This is a genomic window from Saccharicrinis carchari (assembly GCF_900182605.1).
GTDB lineage: Bacteria > Bacteroidota > Bacteroidia > Bacteroidales > Marinilabiliaceae > Saccharicrinis > Saccharicrinis carchari.
Window position 1 is genome coordinate 109798 of the sequence record NZ_FXTB01000008.1, and the last position, 21307, is coordinate 131104.

Sequence of the window (21307 nt, forward strand, 5' to 3'; positions counted from 1 at the left end):
ATACCTAAATACTGATTTTCTAATGCTAATGTCTCAAAGATTCAACCGGGTCCTGATTAGCGGCGCTGCGGGCCGGTATATAGCCGAACACCACCCCTACTGTTGCTGATACGCCAAAGGCTATAAATACGGACCAAAATGAAACGATGGTTTTTATATCTGCAGTTACCTCAATGGTATAAGCCATCAGCACACCGATGATAACACCGATAATTCCTCCCCCTATACTGATTAAAGTCGATTCCGACAGAAATTGCACAATAATATCTTTACGCGAAGCACCAATAGCCTGACGGGTTCCTATTTCGCGGATACGTTCCCACACCGAAGCCAGCATAATATTCATAATGCCTATCCCCCCTACCAGCAACGAAATACCTGCGATAGCACCAAGGACAATGTTAAAAATATCGTTTGTTTTTTGTTGTTGCTTTAGCAGAAGTTCGGGCACGGTAACCTGAAAATCGTACATATTGGAATGCCGCCTCAGCAACATCCGCTTTATAATGTCGGCGGTGGCGCTCAGTTGCTCTGTTTCCTTTACCTGTACCACTATTTTATCTAACTGATTTTCAATCTGAGCATTGCTTACCTGCGTACTTCTGCCGCGACCTCCTCCCCTACTCATACGTTCAAGCTCTACAGGATTAATCCTGGATCGATCTTTATATCTCAGCAACAAAGATTGGGTAGGCACAAAAACTTTATTGTCGGATGAGCTGATCCCCATTTCGTCAGATGCCGAGGTAGTAAAATCCCTTTTTTCGGCCACGCCAACTACTTGCAACCAGTTTTCGCCCACTTTGATATATTTGCCAATGGGGTTATCCTGATTAAAAAATTTGTCTTTGACATTATAACCAATAACACATACAGGCTGGCTCTTTTGGTTCTGTTCCTTGCTAAATGCCTTGCCCTGAACGATACCTATATTTAGTAACGAAAAATAATCGGTTGAAACACCTTCTAATACAATAGGCTGACTTTTGCCTTTGTTTATGGCATAATAATTCATCGAAACCACCGGGCTGACCTTGGCAACCGATGGTATGGTTTTAAGGATGGCATGGGCATCGCTAAGGGTTAGTCCGTTGGATTTTCTTTTTCCTTTTTTCTCCTCCCCTTCTTCATCACTTTGCTGATTGGCATTGCTCACTACCGATTCTTTAACCGGTGTGATGATAATATTATTGACACCCACCAATTTAATTTGCTCCAGCACTTCCTGCTGTGCTCCCTTGCCTATGGCCAACATGCTTATTACTGCGGCTACTCCGAACATTATACCTAACGCGGTTAGCAACGATTTAACAGTATTAGCCATGATAGCTTCAATGGCGATAATAACATTGTGGATATAACGGGTATATAATTGCCTTATTTCGCGCATGATTTATCGGACGTTAAAGGTTAGTGGCTTTTTTTCTGTTTCAATGGTGTCCGCTGAGTCCTGTTTCAATAAATATTCATAAATATCCAAGCCTACATACTCCATCGGCGATTCCGTAACCGGCTCGTTCATTAGTAATGTTTCTCCCTCTTCCACCCCTTGCTTTATTTGAACATAGTTTTCATTTTCGGCTCCAATTTCAACTATTTGCCTTAGGTTAGGCCGATTAGCCAAATATACATACGATAAAGAATCGTTTTCGAAAACGGCTTCGGCTGGCACATACGCCACATCATCCAATACATTGATGGTAATAACATTAACGGTGGTCATGGCCGGGCGTAAGTCCTTGTCGTAGCCGTTAACCTTGATGGATACTTCAAAAACCTTTGCGTCGCCCCCCGGAATTACCTGACCAATGTTGGCCACTTCGGTTACTTCACCATCAAACTCTTTCTCCGGAAAGGCATCTACACCCACCTTAACTTTTTGTCCTACCTTAATTTTGCTGATGTCCACCTCGTTGATAAAAGTTTTTGAAACCATTGACGTTAAATCGGGAAGCTCCGCTATTTTAGGCGACCAACGGCTAATTACGCTCCCGGCCCGTATTTTATTTCCCATACGGTCGTAGCTATAAATTAGCATACCCGGAGCAGGAGCCTTTACATCGATAGCTTCGAACAGCTTTTCAATTTCATTTATTCGGGTGCGCACCCTTTCTATTTCGTTATAGGCTCTGTTTACCTTAAGGGCGTTTTGTTGTTTTTTTAATTCATAGTTCCGCTCCTCTTGATTGAGATTCCTCTTGGCTTTCTGAAAATTTAGTTCTGCTTGTCGTATGGCCGATGGCGATTCGTAAACTGATTGCTTTAGTATGAGTTCCTTTTCTTCCAGATCGATTTTGGCATTTACCAAATTATCGCGCAAATTGCTTAGGTTGATATTGGTATCCAACTTAGCGTCCTCATATTGTTCCAATTCTTCGGTTAGCCTGGTTAAGGCTTCGGTCATTTTCTCTTCCACCGCACTATGGTCAAGGGATGCCACGTAATCACCCGAATCAACTACTGTTCCTTCCTCAATAATCTTGGTCACTTTAATTTCGTAAATATCTATGTAACGTGCCGAGAGTTCGGTTGGAACATTTATGCTTACCGAGTTTTGTGCCTCTAACTGTCCGGTGCTGTATACAAAGGACTCAAATTTACCTTTTACAACTTTTGTTGTAATAGAATTACTACTAAGGACCGTGGTTTTAGTAAAACCGAAGTATACAATACCGGCAAGAAATATCAACGATGCAATTATTAATGCACCCATTTTTTTATTCATCCTCATTATAATAGCGTTTATAGTTCAGGAGAGGTCGCAAATTGCATCAAAAACAGTGCCATTTGCAGCGCACTGCAAACTTAAAAAAATAACCTGCAAATGGAACTGATAAAAAACATATTATGGAGATAATCAGATAATTTTACAAAGTCTCGTTTTACCTCTTTCTTTATATTTCTATACATCGAGCCTCGGGCATTCAGACCTTAGTATATGATTAAAGAATTTACCATCCCAAAGCTTCCAAGGCTGTTTCGGAACAGACACTAACCGAAAAAAGACAAATAAAACTAAGGATAATTTATTTTTACTGCTCGGCTACCCTGTTAGTAAAAGACGAGCTACCCGGAACAGGCCGGAAGCTCGTCATTTTTGGCATCTTCTTATCCGATAAGTTAATCTTTCACCCGTAAATTATTAAGTAATAGCAACGCTTTACTACAGGCATACGGACACACGGCTTCTATTATAGCTACACCTTTTTCAATGATGTTTTTAAAGCTTTGTAGTCTAAAATCAGTCCACCCCCACCGGCTCATTTATTTATCACCAAGGTGCGCACTGCACCCACCGTAGTATCGGCATTAAGGCTTATCATCGGCTTTTCGCCTGCTAAACAAATCTTTATTAAACACTATTCTTTTCCTTATTTTAAAAAAACCTCTATATACAATGTTCATTACACCTTTTGCCAACAACTTACGGCCATACCAGGCTGCTGTACCAATTAAGGCAGGTACTAACAGCGCCACATATCTGTCTGCCTCGGCCCATATTAAACTCATCATTGAAAAACCGAAGAGTCCTGCTGTCACCAATATTTCAATAGTGCGCAGTTGTTGTTTTATTTGCTTCAGAAATACATCCAGTTTCTTAAAATGATCTATATATATCTGCTGATTGTCGGCCAGCCTATTTTCATTAAAATACACCAAAATATCTCCATCTAAATAAAAGATGGTTAAAACCGCGGGACTTTCCACCTTTTCGGGTGTTTGTACCTGATATCTCCCTTTACGGACGAGTGTGAGAATAGATTGATTTAAAAGCATTAGTAGTGCATCTTAGTGCTAAGGTATTTTTGCGTGGCTCACTAAAAACAGCACGCTCCGTGTTAAAAAAGGAATGAGAATTCTCAATTAAGCTTTTCTTTCAAATATCTCTCCCACTATTTTTACGGCGGTACTTATCAGGCTGTTCCAATAGTCAATGGAGAGCTTCGTGTGTTTATCATGAATATCGATGATGAGCTGGCGCGGCTTATTGGCAAAACCCTCCTCAATACGGGAAACGATGTCGCCATCAATGCCCATCCTTGTTTGCATCACAATTTTTTCGATGCCCAAGTCAAAAGACCGTTTTAAATTAGCGAGTTCCTTTGGGGCTACGGGGCCTTTTAAGGTAAACTTATTGTAGTTGCTAAGCTCTACTGTTAAAGCAGTTTTTTCGGGGTTCTCTTTTATTTTATAGGCTTCACTTCGACTCAATGACGCTATAAATTGACAAAACGAAAGCATTCGCAAAAATACCATATAATCAGTATCTTCCATCCAAAGATCGTTTTCGTTCATATAATCCTGCAATTTGGATAGTGTATCTAACAGATTACTGAAGCATATGCAATCACCAAGCACAAAGGTAAAACCCTCAAAATCGTTATCCTTTATAATATCTTTTACCTTACAAACGTAGCGCGCATGAAGCCGAAAGAGCAATTCCTCCACCCTATCGGGGGGATTTGCAGCCGTCATTCCTTTTTTTATAATGGTATCGATTTGAAGATGAGTTAAATCTTCGAGCATGGAAACGATGGCATTTTTTTTATTTGATCCGTTAGCCATTGATTAACCTATTTTATCCTTGAGATCGAAAAGTACATCAATAATGGTTTTCAGGGTTTGAATGTTGTTTTCAATTATCTCACTCCCTCTGGCTTCGCGTGATTGATGAAACTGTACCAACTCGGGGTACTTTTGATAAAACTCCTCCGACAAGTCTGTTTGAATATCTCCATCAACCAAATCGATATGGCTAATCATCCCTTTCACCTCATTGTTGGGCTTAAATGAAACAGTAGTACCATCGTCGTTAGTTACCAAAGTGCCCATTAAGGTCTGGATCTTTAGTGTTGTCAAATCGTCTATCTTATCCGATATGTTCTTAATAATTTGTTCTGCTTTTGACATAACTTCTATTTTTAATTTGTTACGAGTTCTAATTTTTTATACTGCTCCGATACTACCTTAAAACTGTTGACTATGGAAAACAGAGCCAAGGGCCAACTCAATACATTGAGTGCCCGCGATAAGCTTTTAAGCACAAGGCCTGTAACTGCCAAGGAAAACGCAAGTGCGGCCCATCGGTATCTGACCTCTTTGGTATGTTCTTTTATCATGTTGGCACTGGCATCAATGGCAATGGTAGATACATCGGCATCAAGACGGCACCAGGTGCTGATAAAACGGAAGCGGTTACCGGTAAAAATTACTTTTCGCCCAATTAAAAAGCGGATACCATCGATAAAAGCAGCCAATCCGACCTTTAGCCTGTCGAAGAAATTAGCAAAAAATCTTTTTAAAAAGCCCCATACTCTACTGGCTTTGTTCACTACCCATTTGAACATTTTTTTTGCAAAGCGAAAAGCTTTTTTTAATAATTTTTTAATTCCATAGTATAATCGCTTAAGTATTCCTTTTTTTTGCGATATGGAGGATTGTTGTTTCTGTATGCCCACTCTCAGATCCTGCAGGTTATCCTGGAATATCTGTTGCTGCTCCGGCTGTGCGTTTTTAATGTCGCTTGTCAACGAGTCCCAAATCTGCGTTTCATCCACCATGTTTTCTTCTATGGCATATTCAGTCAGGAAAAACAATGCGTTAAACATAAAATAACCATTGCCCAAATAGGTCAGCACCCGGTGTATTTTAACATCCTTTTTATCCGCTTCGTTGTGCGACCGGATGGATTGAAGGATACTATCCAAACTTAGGTCACCTAGATTAGAATCCAGCAAGCCATCGTAAAATCCCTCCTGCCACTGATGCACTTGTATTAATCGCACCAAAAATTGCTTTAAGGGGTTATTACTCTCTCGCCTTAAAAAGACATAATCAATATTATTCTGGTTGTTTTTAAAAATATGCTTTTGCAGTAAATCAATATACGTATTACTATTACCAAAATCATCTTCGAGCTGTGCTCCGAACCGTCGCCTCCTATCCAGCTTCCGTTTGAGCTTTTCAGAAGCTTGTGCTGAATAAAAGCTCAACACAAAATTTTCTTTATCATGCTGCTGTAACAAATGATTGGTAAATTCCTGCACATTGGCTAAATGATTAACCGCTTCCAGGGCATTACACCTGCCAAACCCGGCAATCTGCATAATACTCATCATCGAAGCCATACCGAAAGGTATTTCAATTGGCTGCACCCATAACCCAAATAAATCCAAACGATAATGAATTACCCGGCTTGCTAAGGTGGTTTGTCCGCGCTGGGGTAAGCTTTCAAAGGTTATACCTTCGTCAATGTCGGTGAGTCGGCGTAAAAAATATTTTACATAAGACTCTCTGCCCAGTTTTCTTTGGTGTACAATTTCACTTAAAGTAAAAATACCTGAATCGATAAGATCATATTCAAACTTTTCTATGGCCACATCTTCATGCTTTTGGCTAAAAGTATTGACCAAATGTGCCGGTAGATAACCCAACTCCATCAAATGTTGCGAAATTTCGCTGTCGCTTTTCGGAAAAAGATTTAGTTCTTTTTCGCACTGTTCTAATATGAACTCCTCAGAGCTTAACATAGCGTTGCATTTTGAAGTTATCGTTTAAAAACTGCTACCCCACCAAGTATCTACTTTTTAGTGTATATAAAGGAAGCTATCGAACCAAATCCATAACCAACTTTATAACCGATTCACGCGCCTCTTTAGATGAACTAAGCATATCTTTATGCAATTTAAGCAATTCCTCGTCGGCTGGGGATAAGTCAGATTTTACAATGGTAGATACATCCGAGTCAATCTTAACGTTGGTATAAGCCACCAGATTAAGGTTAGATTGATTATGAACGGTCAGCGATTTAAGTACGTTCTCTATCCTCACCTTGTTCACATCGTTTTTTACCACGTCGGATATTTTGTATTCGAAGTTACCTGTAAAAGTGGTTACTTCGAGTGAAGCCGCATCTTCGATAACCCCACCAATTTTTTTTAGCAAATTTACAAAGCCACCTTTAAGCTTTTCTTTGCCTTCGTTATTTGTTTGTGTAGCCATTATTTAAATGTATTAGCTTAATAAATAGATTGGAATTTTTTTTGGGTATGCTCATCGTACACTCCATTTTTTTCTTTCAGATTTTCGGAAGTTTGAAATGCCGACAGATGTTCTTTGGTTCGGGGACCGAAAATTCCGTCTACTGCCCCACAGTCGTATCCCAAATCAATTAATATTACCTGTAATTTCATTACTTCGTTTCCACGGCTGCCAAGGGTAAGCAACGGTTTAGGTACTTCTAAGCCCTGGCTTGCCATTAAACGTTTAAAAGCCAAAACCCGCGAAGCATCATAAGCTTGAACCGAGACACTGTTTTTTTGGTTTCCACCCAACACAAAAATATGGTTTCGATCTTTGGTATAACCTAAAAATATACCCACATGGCCTTTCCATGAGCTTGGGCTTTCGCGCCAGAGCACTACTATGTCACCTGCATAGGGCTTGTTTATTGTTTTACCTACATACAGCCAGCTTCGGGCATTCATCTTATGCGAACGCTGCAGACCCGCTTGTTCGCAGCACCAGTTAACAAAGATGCTACACCATGCTGTTTCGTCATCGTTTACCTGGGTAAAACCCGACTCATGCGCATATTTAACTATTACAGGATTGTCTGCTTCACCGGCCAATTCCTGCACTCCTATTTGCCCGGCAGCAATTTGCAGTATGTTTTGCATCGGAAATTGTTTTATTTGATAAGAAAAGTGTTGTTTCTGTACAAGTTCCTGAAAAATAAAACAAAAAGCAATAGCTGATAAAAATCAGTTATCTTAAATACTGGGCTAAGTCGCCTGTTATGGTAAGAATTATTTCAACCTCCGGTAACGAAGTTTGACATCAGGAAAGTAAGGAGCAGGCAGGCTGTAGATTTTTAATTCACTAAAGTTTTGTAAAATATTGTTCAACCATGTCACCTGCCTTTAGGTAACCGTTAGGGCTTACCGTACTCGACCAAAGCTCTTTTATTTGGCCAGATATTATAGCGTAGACCCTATAAGCGACATAGCATACGCCAAAAGAATTAGCCCCTAGCGAGAGACTTGCGCAGAAAAATAACCTCAGACGAGCAAGGAGTTAACCCGGATGAAAATCGGTGACGGCAGCAGGATCAACCAAACATCCACCGAGCCTTATTTATAATAGCGAAAATTTATGTCTATTTCAGGTTAAGGGGCTTTTAGATAAAAAAAACTATGCATTTATAATTTTTCCGTTTATAAAAATGGTGTCTACTTTATTTTCGCCATAATAATAGGGGATGTAGGCAATATTTGGGATGGCTTTTGTAAGTATGAGGTTTGCTTTCTTACCAAGCGTTATAGAACCCAGCACCTCTTCTATACCCATAGCATAGGCGCCATTTAGGGTAACGGCATTGATGGCTTCGTTTGGCAACATTTTATACAGTACGCTTGCCATCGAAATGATCCATTGCATATTACCCGATGGAGATGAGCCCGGATTAAAGTCCGTAGCCAAAGCTAAGGGCAAACCGGCTGAAATCATCTGTCGAACGGGCGCATACCTCATGTTCAAAAAAAAGGCTGCCCCGGGTAACACCGTAGGCATTGTATCCGAATTAAGGAGTGCCGCTATTTCTTTTTCGCCTACAAACTCCAAATGATCTACCGAGCGAGCCTTGTGCTTTACCCCTATCTGCACCCCACCCGAGAAGTCAAGCTCATTGGCATGAATTTTAGGCGGCAGGTTATACCTGGCACCGGCTTTTAATATTTTATCCGTTTCATCCACGGTAAAAAAACCTTTGTCGCAGAACACATCAATATAGTCGGCCAGATTTTCGTGCGCGATGGCTGGTAGCATTTCGTCAATGATAAGGCGCAGGTATCCCTCGCGGTTATTCTTATATTCGGCAGGAAGCGCATGTGCACCCAAAAAAGTAGACTTAATGCTTAGTTCGCTTTTTTGTTTTAATCGTTTAATTACACGAAGCATCTTAAGCTCACTATCTAAAGATAGTCCATAACCACTTTTTATCTCTACAGCGCCTGTACCCCAACGCGCGATTTCGTGGAGCCTTTGCCATGCGTCATCAAAAAGTTGCTGCTCCGGCATGTTAACCATCGTCTTCGCCGAATTTAAAATACCTCCGCCCCTGCGGGCTATATCCTCGTACGAGAGTCCTTTTATCTTATCGATATATTCAATTTCGCGGGTAGCGGGAAATACCAGGTGGGTATGCGAATCGCACCAGGCTGGCAATAAGGTTTTGCCACTCGCATCTATCTCCTCATCGAAATGCTGCGGTTTTAGGTCGCACATTGAACCAAATGCTGCAATAACATCGTCTTCGATAATTAAATAAGCATCATCAATACTATTTAAAATGGCCATTTGGCCACCGGCGTGATATTTTGTAGCAGCATCTGTAACAATGCCCGCAAGCTCCTTAATATTCTTAATCAGTGTTGTTTTCAATGGACAGGTTTTTTATCTCGTATGCAATAGGATAAAAATAACAATCTATTTACCCTTTGCCAATGACAACAATCAGCATGTGATAAGTCGGTTATTGTTTTTGGTATGCCATCCGAAATAAATTCAAACTAAAAAATGGTAAAAACGAAAATTAAACTACAAAAAGTATTGACATCAAACAGATATGGTTGTATTTTAGGATTAATAAATTATTCCCTACTACTACAATATTATAGGAACATTCAAAATGTGTGTGAGGTTTAGGTTAGTTTTATTAGAATGTTTCTGTAGGCCTGTCTGTTTTCAGACAGGCTTTTTTATGCACTGTCGTATTTATCATATCTGGCGCTTAATGAAAAATAAATGGTATCCTTGTACAAGGGCAAGTATTCCGGAAAGGACGGAATTTTACCATCGAAAAAAGTAACCCAGGCTAAATAATCCTTTGTGACCCACCCCCAACTGCCCTGTAAGTCCATTGGTTTTGCCCCAGGTAAAGTTTAGCAGTTCGGCATGAAAAAACAAGTTTACATCCGACTCCTTCTCTGTTATAAAATCCACTATATCTTCCCGGTTAGATAAAACCAAAGAAACACCAACTAAACTGCCCAGGCGAAAATTATCTTTTTGTAGGTATTCAAATCCAAATTGAGGGCCAAAGAAAAACAAACTTTCTTTATTGGACTGTTTATAAGATTGGTCGATACAATCATAGGGAGGATTGAGGTTACAATAAATATAGGATTTTGTGCCTGACACCTTCTTTCGCTCATAGCTTGCGTTGAAACCTAATTTCAATCGGGGTTTTAGGTAACGGTTATAATCAATCATAAAAGCACCCGAGTATTTAGGGTCGAGGCCATCGTAATTTGTACCCCATCCGTCCATACGCTGAAGCGATACCGGAGAATACATCACTTTGACTTCGTTTTTTTGAGCGAATGAAGTGATGGATAGCAAGCTCACCAATAGGGGGAAGACAAACTTGTACATAATGATGAATTTTAAAGGTTAAATGTCTGAATAATTTGGGACTTACGATTGCTCTGCTACGGCTGCAGATTAAAATGTTGTTTCAATATGCCCTCATATTCTTCCTCTTCAAACAGGATGCTTTCTGTGCTGCCATCTTCAATCAACTTTAGTGTATTGCCGAACAATACTTTGCGACCATTTGCATTAAATAGGACAACAAAAGGTTTCTGAACAAAAATTGAATCGGGATGGGTTGAATTAAAATAATTGGCAGGTATAAAATCTATCCACTCGTGATGGTGAACCTCAAAAGAATATTGATTTGCCCATTCCTTATTTATTAAGGTTTTAAGTAAATACTCATTCTCTGCTGTTTTTTCTAACATAAAGGCATCCTTGCCTTGTACGATTTCCGTGTTATACGAACTTAATTTTAATGGTTCTCTTATTCCGTAGCTTCCAAATCCCAAGTCGATTAAAAACTCTTCATTTTCAATTGTTGCAATGATAGCCATATGGGTGTTGGGGCGTCTTTCTGGGTACGGCATTGGTCGTGCAGCCACAAAGATATAAGGCACCTTAATTTCTTGAAGTGCTAGCGCAAATAATCCATTGACCTCATAACAATAACCACCACGGTGCTTATTTAAAATTTTATCAACAATATCATTTGGCAACAAGGATACGACCATCCCTTTTTGAACGTCGAGGTTTTCAAAGGGAACCGAACACATTTGGCATTGCATCAGTTTTTTGATGCTGTCGTAATCTGATTTTGGGGTTCCGCTGTACTTAACTCTATACAAGTAACTTTGTAAACTAAAATTATCTGATCGGATATGAGTGGGTTTTGTTTTTTCTCTCATGCAACATTTATTCTTTTTAATTTTTTCATTATAAAAAGCTGAAAGGAACTCTTATGGAGGTTTGCGTGCAACTTAATTATATTAATTTAAATCTTAAAAGTTACCACTCCTTCCGTTCGGTTCCAACCACAAAGTACGCAAAGCCAACACAAGGTTCACAAGGTTATTTTGTGTCCTTTGTGCATCCTTTGTGTCCTTTGTGGTTACATTATTAAAAACCGGGCCCACACAGAACCCGGTATTACATATCCTTTGATTATTGGCTGCTGTTACTTGCCGGGTAATTACATACATTAATACCCAACAGCACTTCCGTCCAGTTCTTTAAAAGCTTCGCCAGGAGCTGCATAGGTCACGTTGAGCTCGCCGCCGCCACCTGCCTGGTGGAAAAAGAGGGTTATGGGGTGCCATCCTTTTTTGAGGGCTACCATACCGGAACGTTTCAGGGCGGCATGGTTACCACCATTGTCCACGATAAGCTTATCGCCAAAATACAGCAGGCTGCCATCGTCGGATGTTACAGCAAACTCGTACATACCATCTTTTTCGGCTTTAAAATAACCCTTAAAAACCATGGAATAAAGACTAAGAGCTGCATGCTCACCCATATCGGGCTTATCTACATGTGTCCATTTTGGCGATGGGGGTAGCTTTACCTCTTCCACCACTTTAAACTTATTTTCCACGAACCAACGCTGCAATCCTTTGTTTTGGGGATCTACGTTCACGGCTTCGCGAAAAGACTGTTTTTCAACTTCGGCCTCGGAAACTTCGCCGGTAATTTTACCGCGGAAGCCACGGGCTTTTATGGTAGCATTTTTACTAATGGCAAACGGCCCTGTGTAAAGAAAATCCTCTTTGGTAGGCTGTGAACCATCGAGTGTGTATCGAATCTCTACGCCTTGGAGGGGCACCTCAAGGGTTACCATGGCACTGTCGATAAAGGCTATTTTTTTGTTTAAGCCCTCAACGGCCGGGATATAGTAATGAATACCCATCACATCCATCCGGTCGTAATGAGGGAGTAAACGTTGCGTGAAGTCCTCAAAGTCCTTTGCTTCCTTTTCTGACCATCCGGTTTCGGCCAAAGCCTGCAGCCGTGGAAATGTTTGGTATTGCAGGCGTGTAAAATTGGGTATCCACTCGGTCCATATATTGGCCTGCACACCCAGGATATGCTTTGCCTGCTCCGGAGTAAAATCCTCAGGGATAGGTTCGTAATCGTAGGTCTTTTGTACGGGTGTGGCCTCGTAGGTAAAATCGAAATAATACTCAAAGTCAGGCGTAATAACAATATCACTACCGTTATCGGCTGCCACATTAAGCATTGTGGGTGCCCAGTTGCGCCACCACATGATGGAGGCATCCGGCGTAAGTCCACCCTCAGCAATCTCGTCCCATCCCATTAAACGTTTTCCTTTGCTGTGCAAAAATGCTTCGATGCGATGGTTAAAGTGCGTTTGCAGTTCGTGCTCCGTTTTTAGGCCTTGCTTTCTCATCTCCCGCTGACATCTGGGACAATCTTCCCACGACTTTGTGTTTACCTCATCGCCACCGATATGGATATATTCATAAGGGAACAGTTCGGCCACCTCGGCCAAAATATTTTCCATAAACTCGTAGGTAGTTTCCTTGCCCACACAGGCCGGCGTAGAGAAAACCTCGCCCCATCCGGCTTCACCGGTACACGATAGGTAAGGGTAATTGTCGATGGCCGATTTAAAGTGTCCGGGCATGTCAATCTCCGGCATTACGGTAATGCAGCGCTCGTCGGCATATTTGATAATCTCCTTGATTTGCTCCTGGGTAAAAAAGCCGCCATACTTGCGCTCACCGTCAATGTTGCGATAATGGCGCTGGTCCATCTTGAATGTCTCATCCGTCTTGGCCAGTCTATTGGCTGTTTTATCGTGGTCATTTTCCTTACGCCAGGCGCCCTTTTCGGTCAAGAGCGGATATTTTTTTATTTCTATCCGCCATCCCTGGTCGTCGGTCAGGTGCATGTGGAAAGTGTTTAGCTTATACAGCGCCATATAATCGAGGAATTCTTTCACCTCGTCCAGGGTAAAAAAGTGACGACTAAAATCCATGTGCATGCCACGCCACTCAAAGCGGGGTTGATCTTCAATAACCACCGAAGGAACAAGCCATTCTGCCTGGAGTACCTGTTTGCTTTCAATTTGAATGGGCAGCAACTGGCGTATCGATTGCACCCCGTAAAAGAAACCAGCCTCGCCGCTTGCCTGCACTAAAATTTGCGATGGGTTTACTTCAAGGCGGTAAGCTTCGGGGGCCATGCCATCTACGGTTTGGAATACAACGCCTTTGCTGCCTTCCCCTTGCTGCACAGCAAGTTCAAAGCCGGCGGCCCTGTCTAACAGAAAATTAAGGTAGTCCGTCGCTTTTCGCTGCTTCTCGTTATCCGTAAAAAGAGGCGTGCTGGCCGAGATACGGAACGATTGCTCATGCAGGGTAAAACTGTCCGGCTTCGGAATCAACGCTACCTGATCGGCCTCAAATGACGGTGTTGCGCATGAAGCCAACAACAAGGCAACAAATAAATTGATAAATAATAAGTGTTTCATTAATTTTAGTATTAAGATAAAAGTATAAAGTATCATGACTGGAGTTACAACCCTTGGAAATATTCCCTCCGACCCCCGCATAAATGCCAGGCTTTAGGATTTATCGATCAGCTCTTATACTTTACATAAAGCATAAACTTTCTTTTTTAATAACTTCTACATATTTATTTAACTAAGTCGGAAACAGGGCTATCCTCCTTGGCACTAGCCCAATTTTTATTGGGCTGACTGCCCATGGTAAAGCTGAGCTTTCCCCCGTTCATAATATCCTGGTGCGATATGTAGCTTTTTGAATATGGCCTGCCATTTAACTCAACAGACTGCACATAAATATTGTCGGCACTTACATTAATGGCTTCCACATTAAAGCTCTTGCCATTTTCGAGATGAATGGAGGCATGCTCGAAGGAGGGGGCGCCTATAATGTAGTTCAGATCGCCGGGACACACGGGGTAAAAACCCAAGGACGAATAGATGTACCATGCCGACATCTGTCCGCAATCGTCGTTATTTGGCATTCCGTCGTTTTCGGCAAAGTACATGGTGTTGGAGATCTCCCTCACTTTTTCCTGTGTCTTCCATGGTTTACCCGCATAATTATACAGATAAGCTATTTGATGGCCCGGCTCATCACCATGACCGTAGTGACCTATAAATCCTGATATGTCCACGTGTTGCTCACCTTCCATATTCATCGGCTCGGCAAACAGATCATCCAGGTTATCGGCAAAAGCATCTTTACCTCCCATTAAATCGATAACTACATTGGTAGCATGAGGGTAAAAATAGGCATAAGCCCAAATATTGCCCGAAACGTAATGAGGCATCAAATCATCCCAGCTGGTCAGCGAGATATTATCTAACCACTTTCCATTGCGATCCTTGGGCCAGAAAAGTTTTTTATCGGGATGATAATGGTTTACAAAGTTCCTGGAGCGCTGATAAAACATATTGGCATCAATGGCCTTACCCAACTTTTCGGCTACCTTGGCTATACACCAATCGTAATATGAATATTCCAGCGTTTTGGCCACTGATTTAGCAATATCGGCAGGCACATAGCCATACTCAATATATTCGTTTAGTCCACTTTCGCCGTCACTACTGGAGTTTTTAGGGAAAAACGCAATGGCTCGCATGGCTTCGTAGGCCTTTTCCGTATCAATGCCGGGAATATCTTTTAAAATGGCATCGGCAATAACCGATACGGCAGGGTAGCCAATCATACAGGTGTTATCGAAACCGCAAAGCTCCCACATGGGCAACTGCCCGCCATTTTCATGTCGGCTAACCAGCGACTTCACAAAATCAACGGTGCGCTTGGTATCTATCATGGTGAGCAATGGATGCACCGCACGATGGGTATCCCAAAGGGAGAAGGTGCTGTAGTTTGTAAAATCCTGTGCATTGAATTTTTTACCATTGGCCACATACCCTCCGTCCACGTCCATCGAAATATTGGGATGTATCATGGCATGGTACAGACCGGTGTAAAATATCTTTTTCTGATCTTCGGAACCGCCTTTCACTTCAATTTTGGCGAGTTCTTTTTGCCAGGCCGCCTTTGTTTTTTCCCATACCCCATCAAAGGTTTTTTCCGAACCTTCCGTTGCCAGATTTTTACGAGCGCCCTGGAGGCTTACGGCAGAAAAAGCCAATCTCATCTCAATCACCTCGCCTTCAGCAGTCTGGAATGATGCAAATGCTTTGGCATCCGCACCTTTGGCTTCCTTTGCGTCCGCTATCACCTTATCATGCAATCCAACTCCGGCCTTTTTAAAAGGTTTGGAAAAGGAAGCTGTAAAATAAATATACCTGTTTCCACCCCATCCGGCACTGTAACAGTAACCTTCTATAGTGCTGTTATCCTTTACAGTAACTTTTGTTTCCATGGTTTTACCAAATATTTTATTGGTAGGATCAATAATTACGTTAGACTGCTCAGCGGCCGGAAAAGTATATCTGTGAAATCCTACTCTGCGAGAGGTAGTGAGCTCGGCATCAATACCATAATCCTGCAATTTAACACGGTAATACCCCGGACTGGCCTCCTCATCGTCGTGACTTATCCGGGAACGGTAGCCTTCATCGGGATTATCTTTAGATCCGGAGTTCAGCTTAATTTCGCCCACTGTAGGCATCACCAAAATATCGCCCAGGTCGGACCATCCGGTACCGCTGAGATGGGTATGACTAAAGCCCTTGATGTTGTCGTCGCTGTAATGATAGCCCGAGCACCAGTTCCATCCTTGGGTGTCGCCATCGGGGCTTAGCTGAACCATCCCAAAAGGATAGGTGGCACCCGGAAAGGTATGCACAATACCGTCGGTACCGATAAAAGGATCGACATATTGCGTGTAATCAACGTCCTCCGTTTTAATTTCGGAAGTACATGCCGCCAACAAGGCGAGCATAAGCAGCGGAAAAATAATTGATAATTGTTTCGTGTTCATATATGTTATTTTATTTTTATTTCTAAACTTTTGCCTAATCCAGTTATTTTTTATCATACGTGTTGTTTTAATGGTCTTTCTCATAAGAGTTTCAGATATAATTCAGTGCCCTACTCCAAGTTACAGCTCAAATTTTTCGGTATCTGTATAATTTGTTCTTCACCGTAAGTAATTTTAACCACAATGTACACAAAGGGAGCGCAATGCTCCCAATGCTTCTCCGTGTCTGTTGTGCATTCATTGTGGTTATTTTTTAAATATCATAACGCGCTAAACCAAAACTTAAAAAAATTAAGACTACCTATATCCTGTCTCCCGAAAAGTGTTCCAAAAAATTGCCGCATACAAGCATCGAATGACAGACAATGAATGTATAAATATATCGGTATATCCTTTCGCTTATTGACAGTTGGTCAATCTTTAAAATTACCCAATTAGATACGCACTGCATAATAATATGACAAATTTAGTGCTGTAAAATTGATTTATATTTTTGGAAAATTCAGCTTATGTATCACTCAAGTTCCCCTACAATCCTGCGCCCATGGTATTCTTTGGCCTTAATCAGTATATTCAGCTCCTCCATATTGCTGTTTAACACTTTGCCCGCCACCACAATTTGCAATCTGTTGTCGGCCACCTTTAGCATCTGGCGCAAGGTTTCCTGCCCTTCCATTGCCGTTGCCTCCCCCCCGGAGGTAAGGATAGCGTCCACACCGGGAATATTGCAAAGCTGCTCTACCGCCTCCAAGATATCCTCCACCTCATCAATTGCTTTGTGGAAACATACATTTAAAGGTTTGGCCAGTTGGGTGAGGCGTTTGGTTGTTTCTATGTCGATGCGATTGTCGGGTGTTAAAAAACCAAACACAACGCCATGCACACCAGCCTCTTTAAAGGCGTCAATAGATTTTTCCATTTCTTTTATTTCAGCCTCATTGTAAACAAAATTGCCCTTTCGTGCACGTACCATCACCTTGGTGGGTATGTTTACATTGGCCAACACTTTGTTTACCAAATCAATCGAAGGGGTTAAGCCTCCATGCTCCAAAGCCGAGCAAAGTTCAAGTCTGTTCGCGCCTCTTTGCTCCGCCAACACACATTCCGCGTAGGTTTCTACGCAAGCTTCTTTATAAATATCCTGTGGTTTATTCATGACATTTCTATTTAATTTCTGGACCTATTTTACTGCACTATCCGAATCTATAGCACGATTATTCCCTTTATCGAACACGGCATAGCTAAATCCTTTGTGGATGCAGTAGCCACCACATTCGCCTTGTTTGTTAAGGGCGATGAAGCCTACCTGCAAATCTTTGTAATCCGGGTTTTTGCTTATCACCCTCTCCACGGCCAGCTCGCAGGCTTTTTGCGGATTGTGGCCTTGCCTCATCAGCTCCACCACCAGATGCGTTCCGGCTACTTTAATCACGGCCTCGCCCAATCCTGTAGCCGTAGCTGCCCCCACCTCGTTATCCACAAACAGCCCGGCGCCAATGATGGGAGAATCCCCTACCCTGCCCCGTATCTTATAGGCTGCACCGCTTGTAGTGCAAGCACCCGACAGGTTACCATGGCTGTCCAGGGCCAACATACCGATGGTATCATGGTTCTCGATGTTGATGACGGGTTTGTATTCCGATTTCTTCAACCACTCCCTCCATTCCTGCTCCGACTTTTCTGTTAACAGGTTTTCTTTTTCAAAGCCATTTTCGAGAGCAAACTGCAGGGCACCTTCCCCGGCTAACATTGCGTGGGGTGTTTTTTCCATCACCATGCGTGCCACGGATATAGGGTGTTTGATGTGCTCGAGAAAGGCCACCGAACCACAATTGCTGTGTTGATCCATGATGCAGGCATCAAGGGATACCTTTCCTTCCCGGTCGGGCCGTCCGCCATAACCCACGCTCCTATCGTCGGGGTCCGCTTCGGGGATTTTAACGCCCGCCTCCACGGCATCGAGGGCACTCCCATTTTTAGCAAGCACCTCCCAGGCTGCCTGGTTGGCAGCCAAATTCCGCCAGGTGGAGATGACAACGGGTTTGTTGACTGTTTTATTAACCGCTGAGTCTGGCGTTGCCTTTTCGCTTTCCCTACTCCTGTTTATGGCAGAGAGCGAAAAGGAACCCCCCAACAAAAAGGTTCCCAGGGCGGTGTTTTTTAAGAATTTGCGTCGGCTTTTCATATACTCTAATAAATAAGTTTGACTTATCAATCCCCATCCCCACACCTGCGGTGCGGTACTTCCTCCCGCAATCCTGCGGTACAGGCTCTTTTTCCCAAATAAAAAGGGGAAGAACCGTCAGAGTGAGAAACACTTCTTTAGAATCATCAATACGTATCCCTTATAGTCCGTATAGTAAGCTTGCTTTCAAATTCCTTGACGGAGGCGTCCGGTGTAAAGGTTATGGTTTTTGTTTCGCCTGGCATCAGATCGAAGTAATTGTCGGAAAAGAAACCGGTACCCTCCTCATAGGCCACAAACACATTTTTGGCCAGCACATCCGTAGTCAGCTCAAGGGTGTACATGTCATCGCCCGCGGCTATGGACACCTTGACATCCGGTGTGGGCAGGTTGAGCCGTTTAACCGGTTCAAAATAATACTTATTTTCCGATAGAACTTTACCCGCTTCGCTTAAGGATGTCTGCAATAACACCTCCTTCGTATTTAAATTTTTCAGGAAAGTTTTCAGCTCTTGCTTAAAGGCACAGTCGCTGCTATTGGCTGCTACCCGAATAGGCAGGTCTTTAGTCCATAGCACCTTCCCGTTAAAGTCGCTTATTTTCAAGTTCAAGTTGGCCTCAAAGTCGCTCAGTCTATCTGAAATCACATGCACTTCCAGGGTATCGTTCATCACGCGGGGAGCCACCAATTCCTGAGCAAAGGCCTTTTTGCTAAAATATTGCATGGCTTTCCAGTTTTGGTAATAATCGGTGCTGGACCAGGAAGCCACCGGCCAGCAGTCGTTCAATTGCCAATACAGGCTGCCCATGTTAAACGGCATGGCAATGCGGTGACCTTCCATTCCCTGCTTCATTCCTTCGGCCTGCAACACCTGGCCTACGTAAATAAAGCTCTCAAAATCTTTTGGTTTACGATAATCGCGCAGCATATACAACTCAATGGTTTCGTTCCCGATGGAAGAACGCTGATGCGATTTCATCACGTCCGAAAAGATATCATAATCCTCGGGCTCGGCATAACGTCGGATGGTGCGCATCTCGGGAAAAGACTGAAAGCCATACTCGCTCATAAAACGCGATATTTTGGTATGGTAATTTTCAAAAGGCTCCTTGCCCCACCAAACGCCCCAATAATGGTCGTCGCCATTTATCAGGTCGGGTCCGATGGTATCGCCCGATTGCGGACTCGATGCCCAGTAAAAACGTTGCGGATCATATTCTGAAACAGCCTTTGGCAACACGTCCAGAAATATGTCCTTATAGGCTTTCCATTGTGCTTTGGCTCCCTCAGGGTCTTCTTTTTCTACTTCCCTTTTCCAACCCCAACGCAACCATGCAATCAGCACTTCGTTGTTGCCGCACCACAATGCCACCGATGGATGGTTTCGGAGCCGCTTAATATTGTACTCGGCTTCGTGACGCACGCTTTCCAGGAATTCGGGGTGACCGGGGTACATGTTACAGGCAAACATAAAATCCTGCCAAACCAACATACCGTGCTTGTCGCACAAATCGTAAAAAATTTCCTTTTCGTAGATACCTCCTCCCCAAACACGCAGCATATTGTGGTTGCTTTCCTTGGCGGTGAGGATCATTTTTTCATATTTTTCCGGGGTCGCCCTATCTAAAAAAGCATCCAAAGGTATGGTATTGGCTCCTTTCATAAAAACGGGATGTCCGTTCAGCTCCACATATAACGAAGTCCCGTGCTCATCTTTCTCGCGTACCACTTCTATCGTCCGCAATCCGGTTTTGTGCATTACCTCATCATAAGCGTTATTCGTAACGAGCTTTCCTGCCACATCATACAGATGCGCCTCGCCCAACCCGTTGCTCCACCAAAGCTCTGGATTGACTATTTCAAAATCTACGGCATAAGTTTTTATTCCTTTTTGCAATTGCACCTGCCTGGCAGCAACCTGATTTCCATCCACATTTATTTGTAAATCGGCCTTGCCTTCTGCTTCTGCTTCCACCTCAAATTCGGCGGTCAGGGTGGCTTTATCTGTAGCAATATTATTTTGTACGATACGTAAATCATTAATCCGTGCCGCATCCCATGCGTTAAGGTAAATAGGCAACCATATGCCGCTTGTTACTAAACGCGGGCCCCAGTCCCAGCCAAAATGGCTTTGTGCTTTACGGATATGCGGGCTCACCCATTTGTTGCCCGGCACCTGGCCTATTTCTGCCAGATCGTTGGGCGATGAATGCACTACATGCGGATAATTGTCGTATTTCTCCAATCCGACTTTTATGGGCGAATGAAAATATATTTTCAATTCATTATCGCCGGGATTCAAGTATTGCTTTACATCCACGGTCCAGCCCCTGAACATATTGTCGGCCACTAGAATCTTTTCTCCGTTCAGATAAACGTCGGCATGGGTATCGAGGCCTTTAAAATCGAGCTCTATGCGATCCTTGCCCAACCATTCCTCCGTAATATTTACCTTGGTTTGATACACCCAGTCTTTTTTATCCACCCATTGCACATCGTGCTCGTTTAGGCGATAAAAGGGATCTTCAATCTTTCCGTTGGCCATCAGATCGGTATGCACACAACCCGGCACCGAGGCGTTCATCCACTCTTCGGCATCGGCCTGGGCAAATTTCCAATTGTCTTTTATTTCCATCGTATGTACCAATGGTTTATCCGTGCTAGTGCTGCACGATATAAGTGCCGTAATAAAGCCGGCAAGCATTAAAGGTGTTAGCTTTTTCATCATAAGTATTATTTTAATTATCTTTGCCAAATTCATAAATTAGCAGCTTACTCACTGCCTCTTATAAGCGTAATGT

At 42.7% G+C, this 21307-nt stretch carries 16 protein-coding genes; all 16 read right to left on the bottom strand.

Annotation, left to right across the window (positions count from 1 at the left end):
• Positions 1-25 precede the first annotated feature (25 nt).
• The 16 genes from FN809_RS13935 to FN809_RS14010 all read right to left on the bottom strand — a co-directional run bounded on the left by FN809_RS13935 (position 26) and on the right by FN809_RS14010 (position 21234).
• Positions 26-1390 (bottom strand): ABC transporter permease, encoded by a 1365-nt coding sequence (locus FN809_RS13935; protein WP_142534141.1) that lies wholly within the window; start codon positions 1388-1390, stop codon positions 26-28.
• Between the two features lie 3 nt (positions 1391-1393).
• The gene (locus tag FN809_RS13940) at positions 1394-2713 is read right to left on the bottom strand and encodes an efflux RND transporter periplasmic adaptor subunit (protein ID WP_246095607.1); all 1320 of its coding nucleotides are present in this window, start codon (positions 2711-2713) and stop codon (positions 1394-1396) included.
• Between the two features lie 596 nt (positions 2714-3309).
• Positions 3310-3777, bottom strand: coding sequence for a hypothetical protein (locus FN809_RS13945; RefSeq protein ID WP_142534142.1), 468 nt, complete (start codon positions 3775-3777; stop codon positions 3310-3312).
• A gap of 87 nt (positions 3778-3864) precedes the next feature.
• Positions 3865-4566 (bottom strand): hypothetical protein, encoded by a 702-nt coding sequence (locus tag FN809_RS13950; RefSeq protein ID WP_142534143.1) that lies wholly within the window; start codon positions 4564-4566, stop codon positions 3865-3867.
• A gap of 3 nt (positions 4567-4569) precedes the next feature.
• Positions 4570-4911 (bottom strand): hypothetical protein, encoded by a 342-nt coding sequence (locus tag FN809_RS13955; protein WP_142534144.1) that lies wholly within the window; start codon positions 4909-4911, stop codon positions 4570-4572.
• An 11-nt stretch (positions 4912-4922) separates the two neighbouring features.
• On the bottom strand, positions 4923-6530 hold the full coding sequence (locus tag FN809_RS13960; RefSeq protein ID WP_142534145.1) for a hypothetical protein: 1608 nt from the start codon (positions 6528-6530) through the stop codon (positions 4923-4925).
• Positions 6531-6606: 76 nt separating this feature from the next.
• Positions 6607-7002: a hypothetical protein gene (locus FN809_RS13965; protein WP_142534146.1), complete on the bottom strand. Its 396-nt coding sequence runs from the start codon at positions 7000-7002 to the stop codon at positions 6607-6609.
• A 17-nt stretch (positions 7003-7019) separates the two neighbouring features.
• Positions 7020-7679: a C40 family peptidase gene (locus FN809_RS13970; RefSeq protein ID WP_142534147.1), complete on the bottom strand. Its 660-nt coding sequence runs from the start codon at positions 7677-7679 to the stop codon at positions 7020-7022.
• Between the two features lie 514 nt (positions 7680-8193).
• On the bottom strand, positions 8194-9441 hold the full coding sequence (gene hutI / locus FN809_RS13975) for an imidazolonepropionase (RefSeq protein ID WP_246095608.1): 1248 nt from the start codon (positions 9439-9441) through the stop codon (positions 8194-8196).
• A gap of 408 nt (positions 9442-9849) precedes the next feature.
• A complete protein-coding gene (locus tag FN809_RS13980) occupies positions 9850-10434 on the bottom strand; it encodes a hypothetical protein (RefSeq protein WP_142534148.1) in 585 nt (194 codons plus the stop codon).
• 56 nt (positions 10435-10490) lie between these two features.
• Positions 10491-11282 (bottom strand): arylamine N-acetyltransferase family protein, encoded by a 792-nt coding sequence (locus FN809_RS13985; protein WP_221929431.1) that lies wholly within the window; start codon positions 11280-11282, stop codon positions 10491-10493.
• A gap of 293 nt (positions 11283-11575) precedes the next feature.
• The gene (locus tag FN809_RS13990; protein WP_185957565.1) at positions 11576-13867 is read right to left on the bottom strand and encodes a family 20 glycosylhydrolase; all 2292 of its coding nucleotides are present in this window, start codon (positions 13865-13867) and stop codon (positions 11576-11578) included.
• Positions 13868-14031: 164 nt separating this feature from the next.
• Complete coding sequence (locus FN809_RS13995) at positions 14032-16320, bottom strand: GH92 family glycosyl hydrolase (protein WP_185957566.1); 2289 nt, start codon at positions 16318-16320, stop codon at positions 14032-14034.
• A 514-nt stretch (positions 16321-16834) separates the two neighbouring features.
• On the bottom strand, positions 16835-17476 hold the full coding sequence (locus tag FN809_RS14000) for a copper homeostasis protein CutC (protein ID WP_221929432.1): 642 nt from the start codon (positions 17474-17476) through the stop codon (positions 16835-16837).
• A 24-nt stretch (positions 17477-17500) separates the two neighbouring features.
• Complete coding sequence (locus tag FN809_RS14005; protein WP_142534151.1) at positions 17501-18505, bottom strand: isoaspartyl peptidase/L-asparaginase family protein; 1005 nt, start codon at positions 18503-18505, stop codon at positions 17501-17503.
• A gap of 146 nt (positions 18506-18651) precedes the next feature.
• Positions 18652-21234, bottom strand: a complete 2583-nt coding sequence (locus FN809_RS14010; RefSeq protein WP_142534152.1) for a glycoside hydrolase family 2 protein — start codon at positions 21232-21234, stop codon at positions 18652-18654.
• Between the last annotated feature and the right edge of the window lie 73 nt (positions 21235-21307).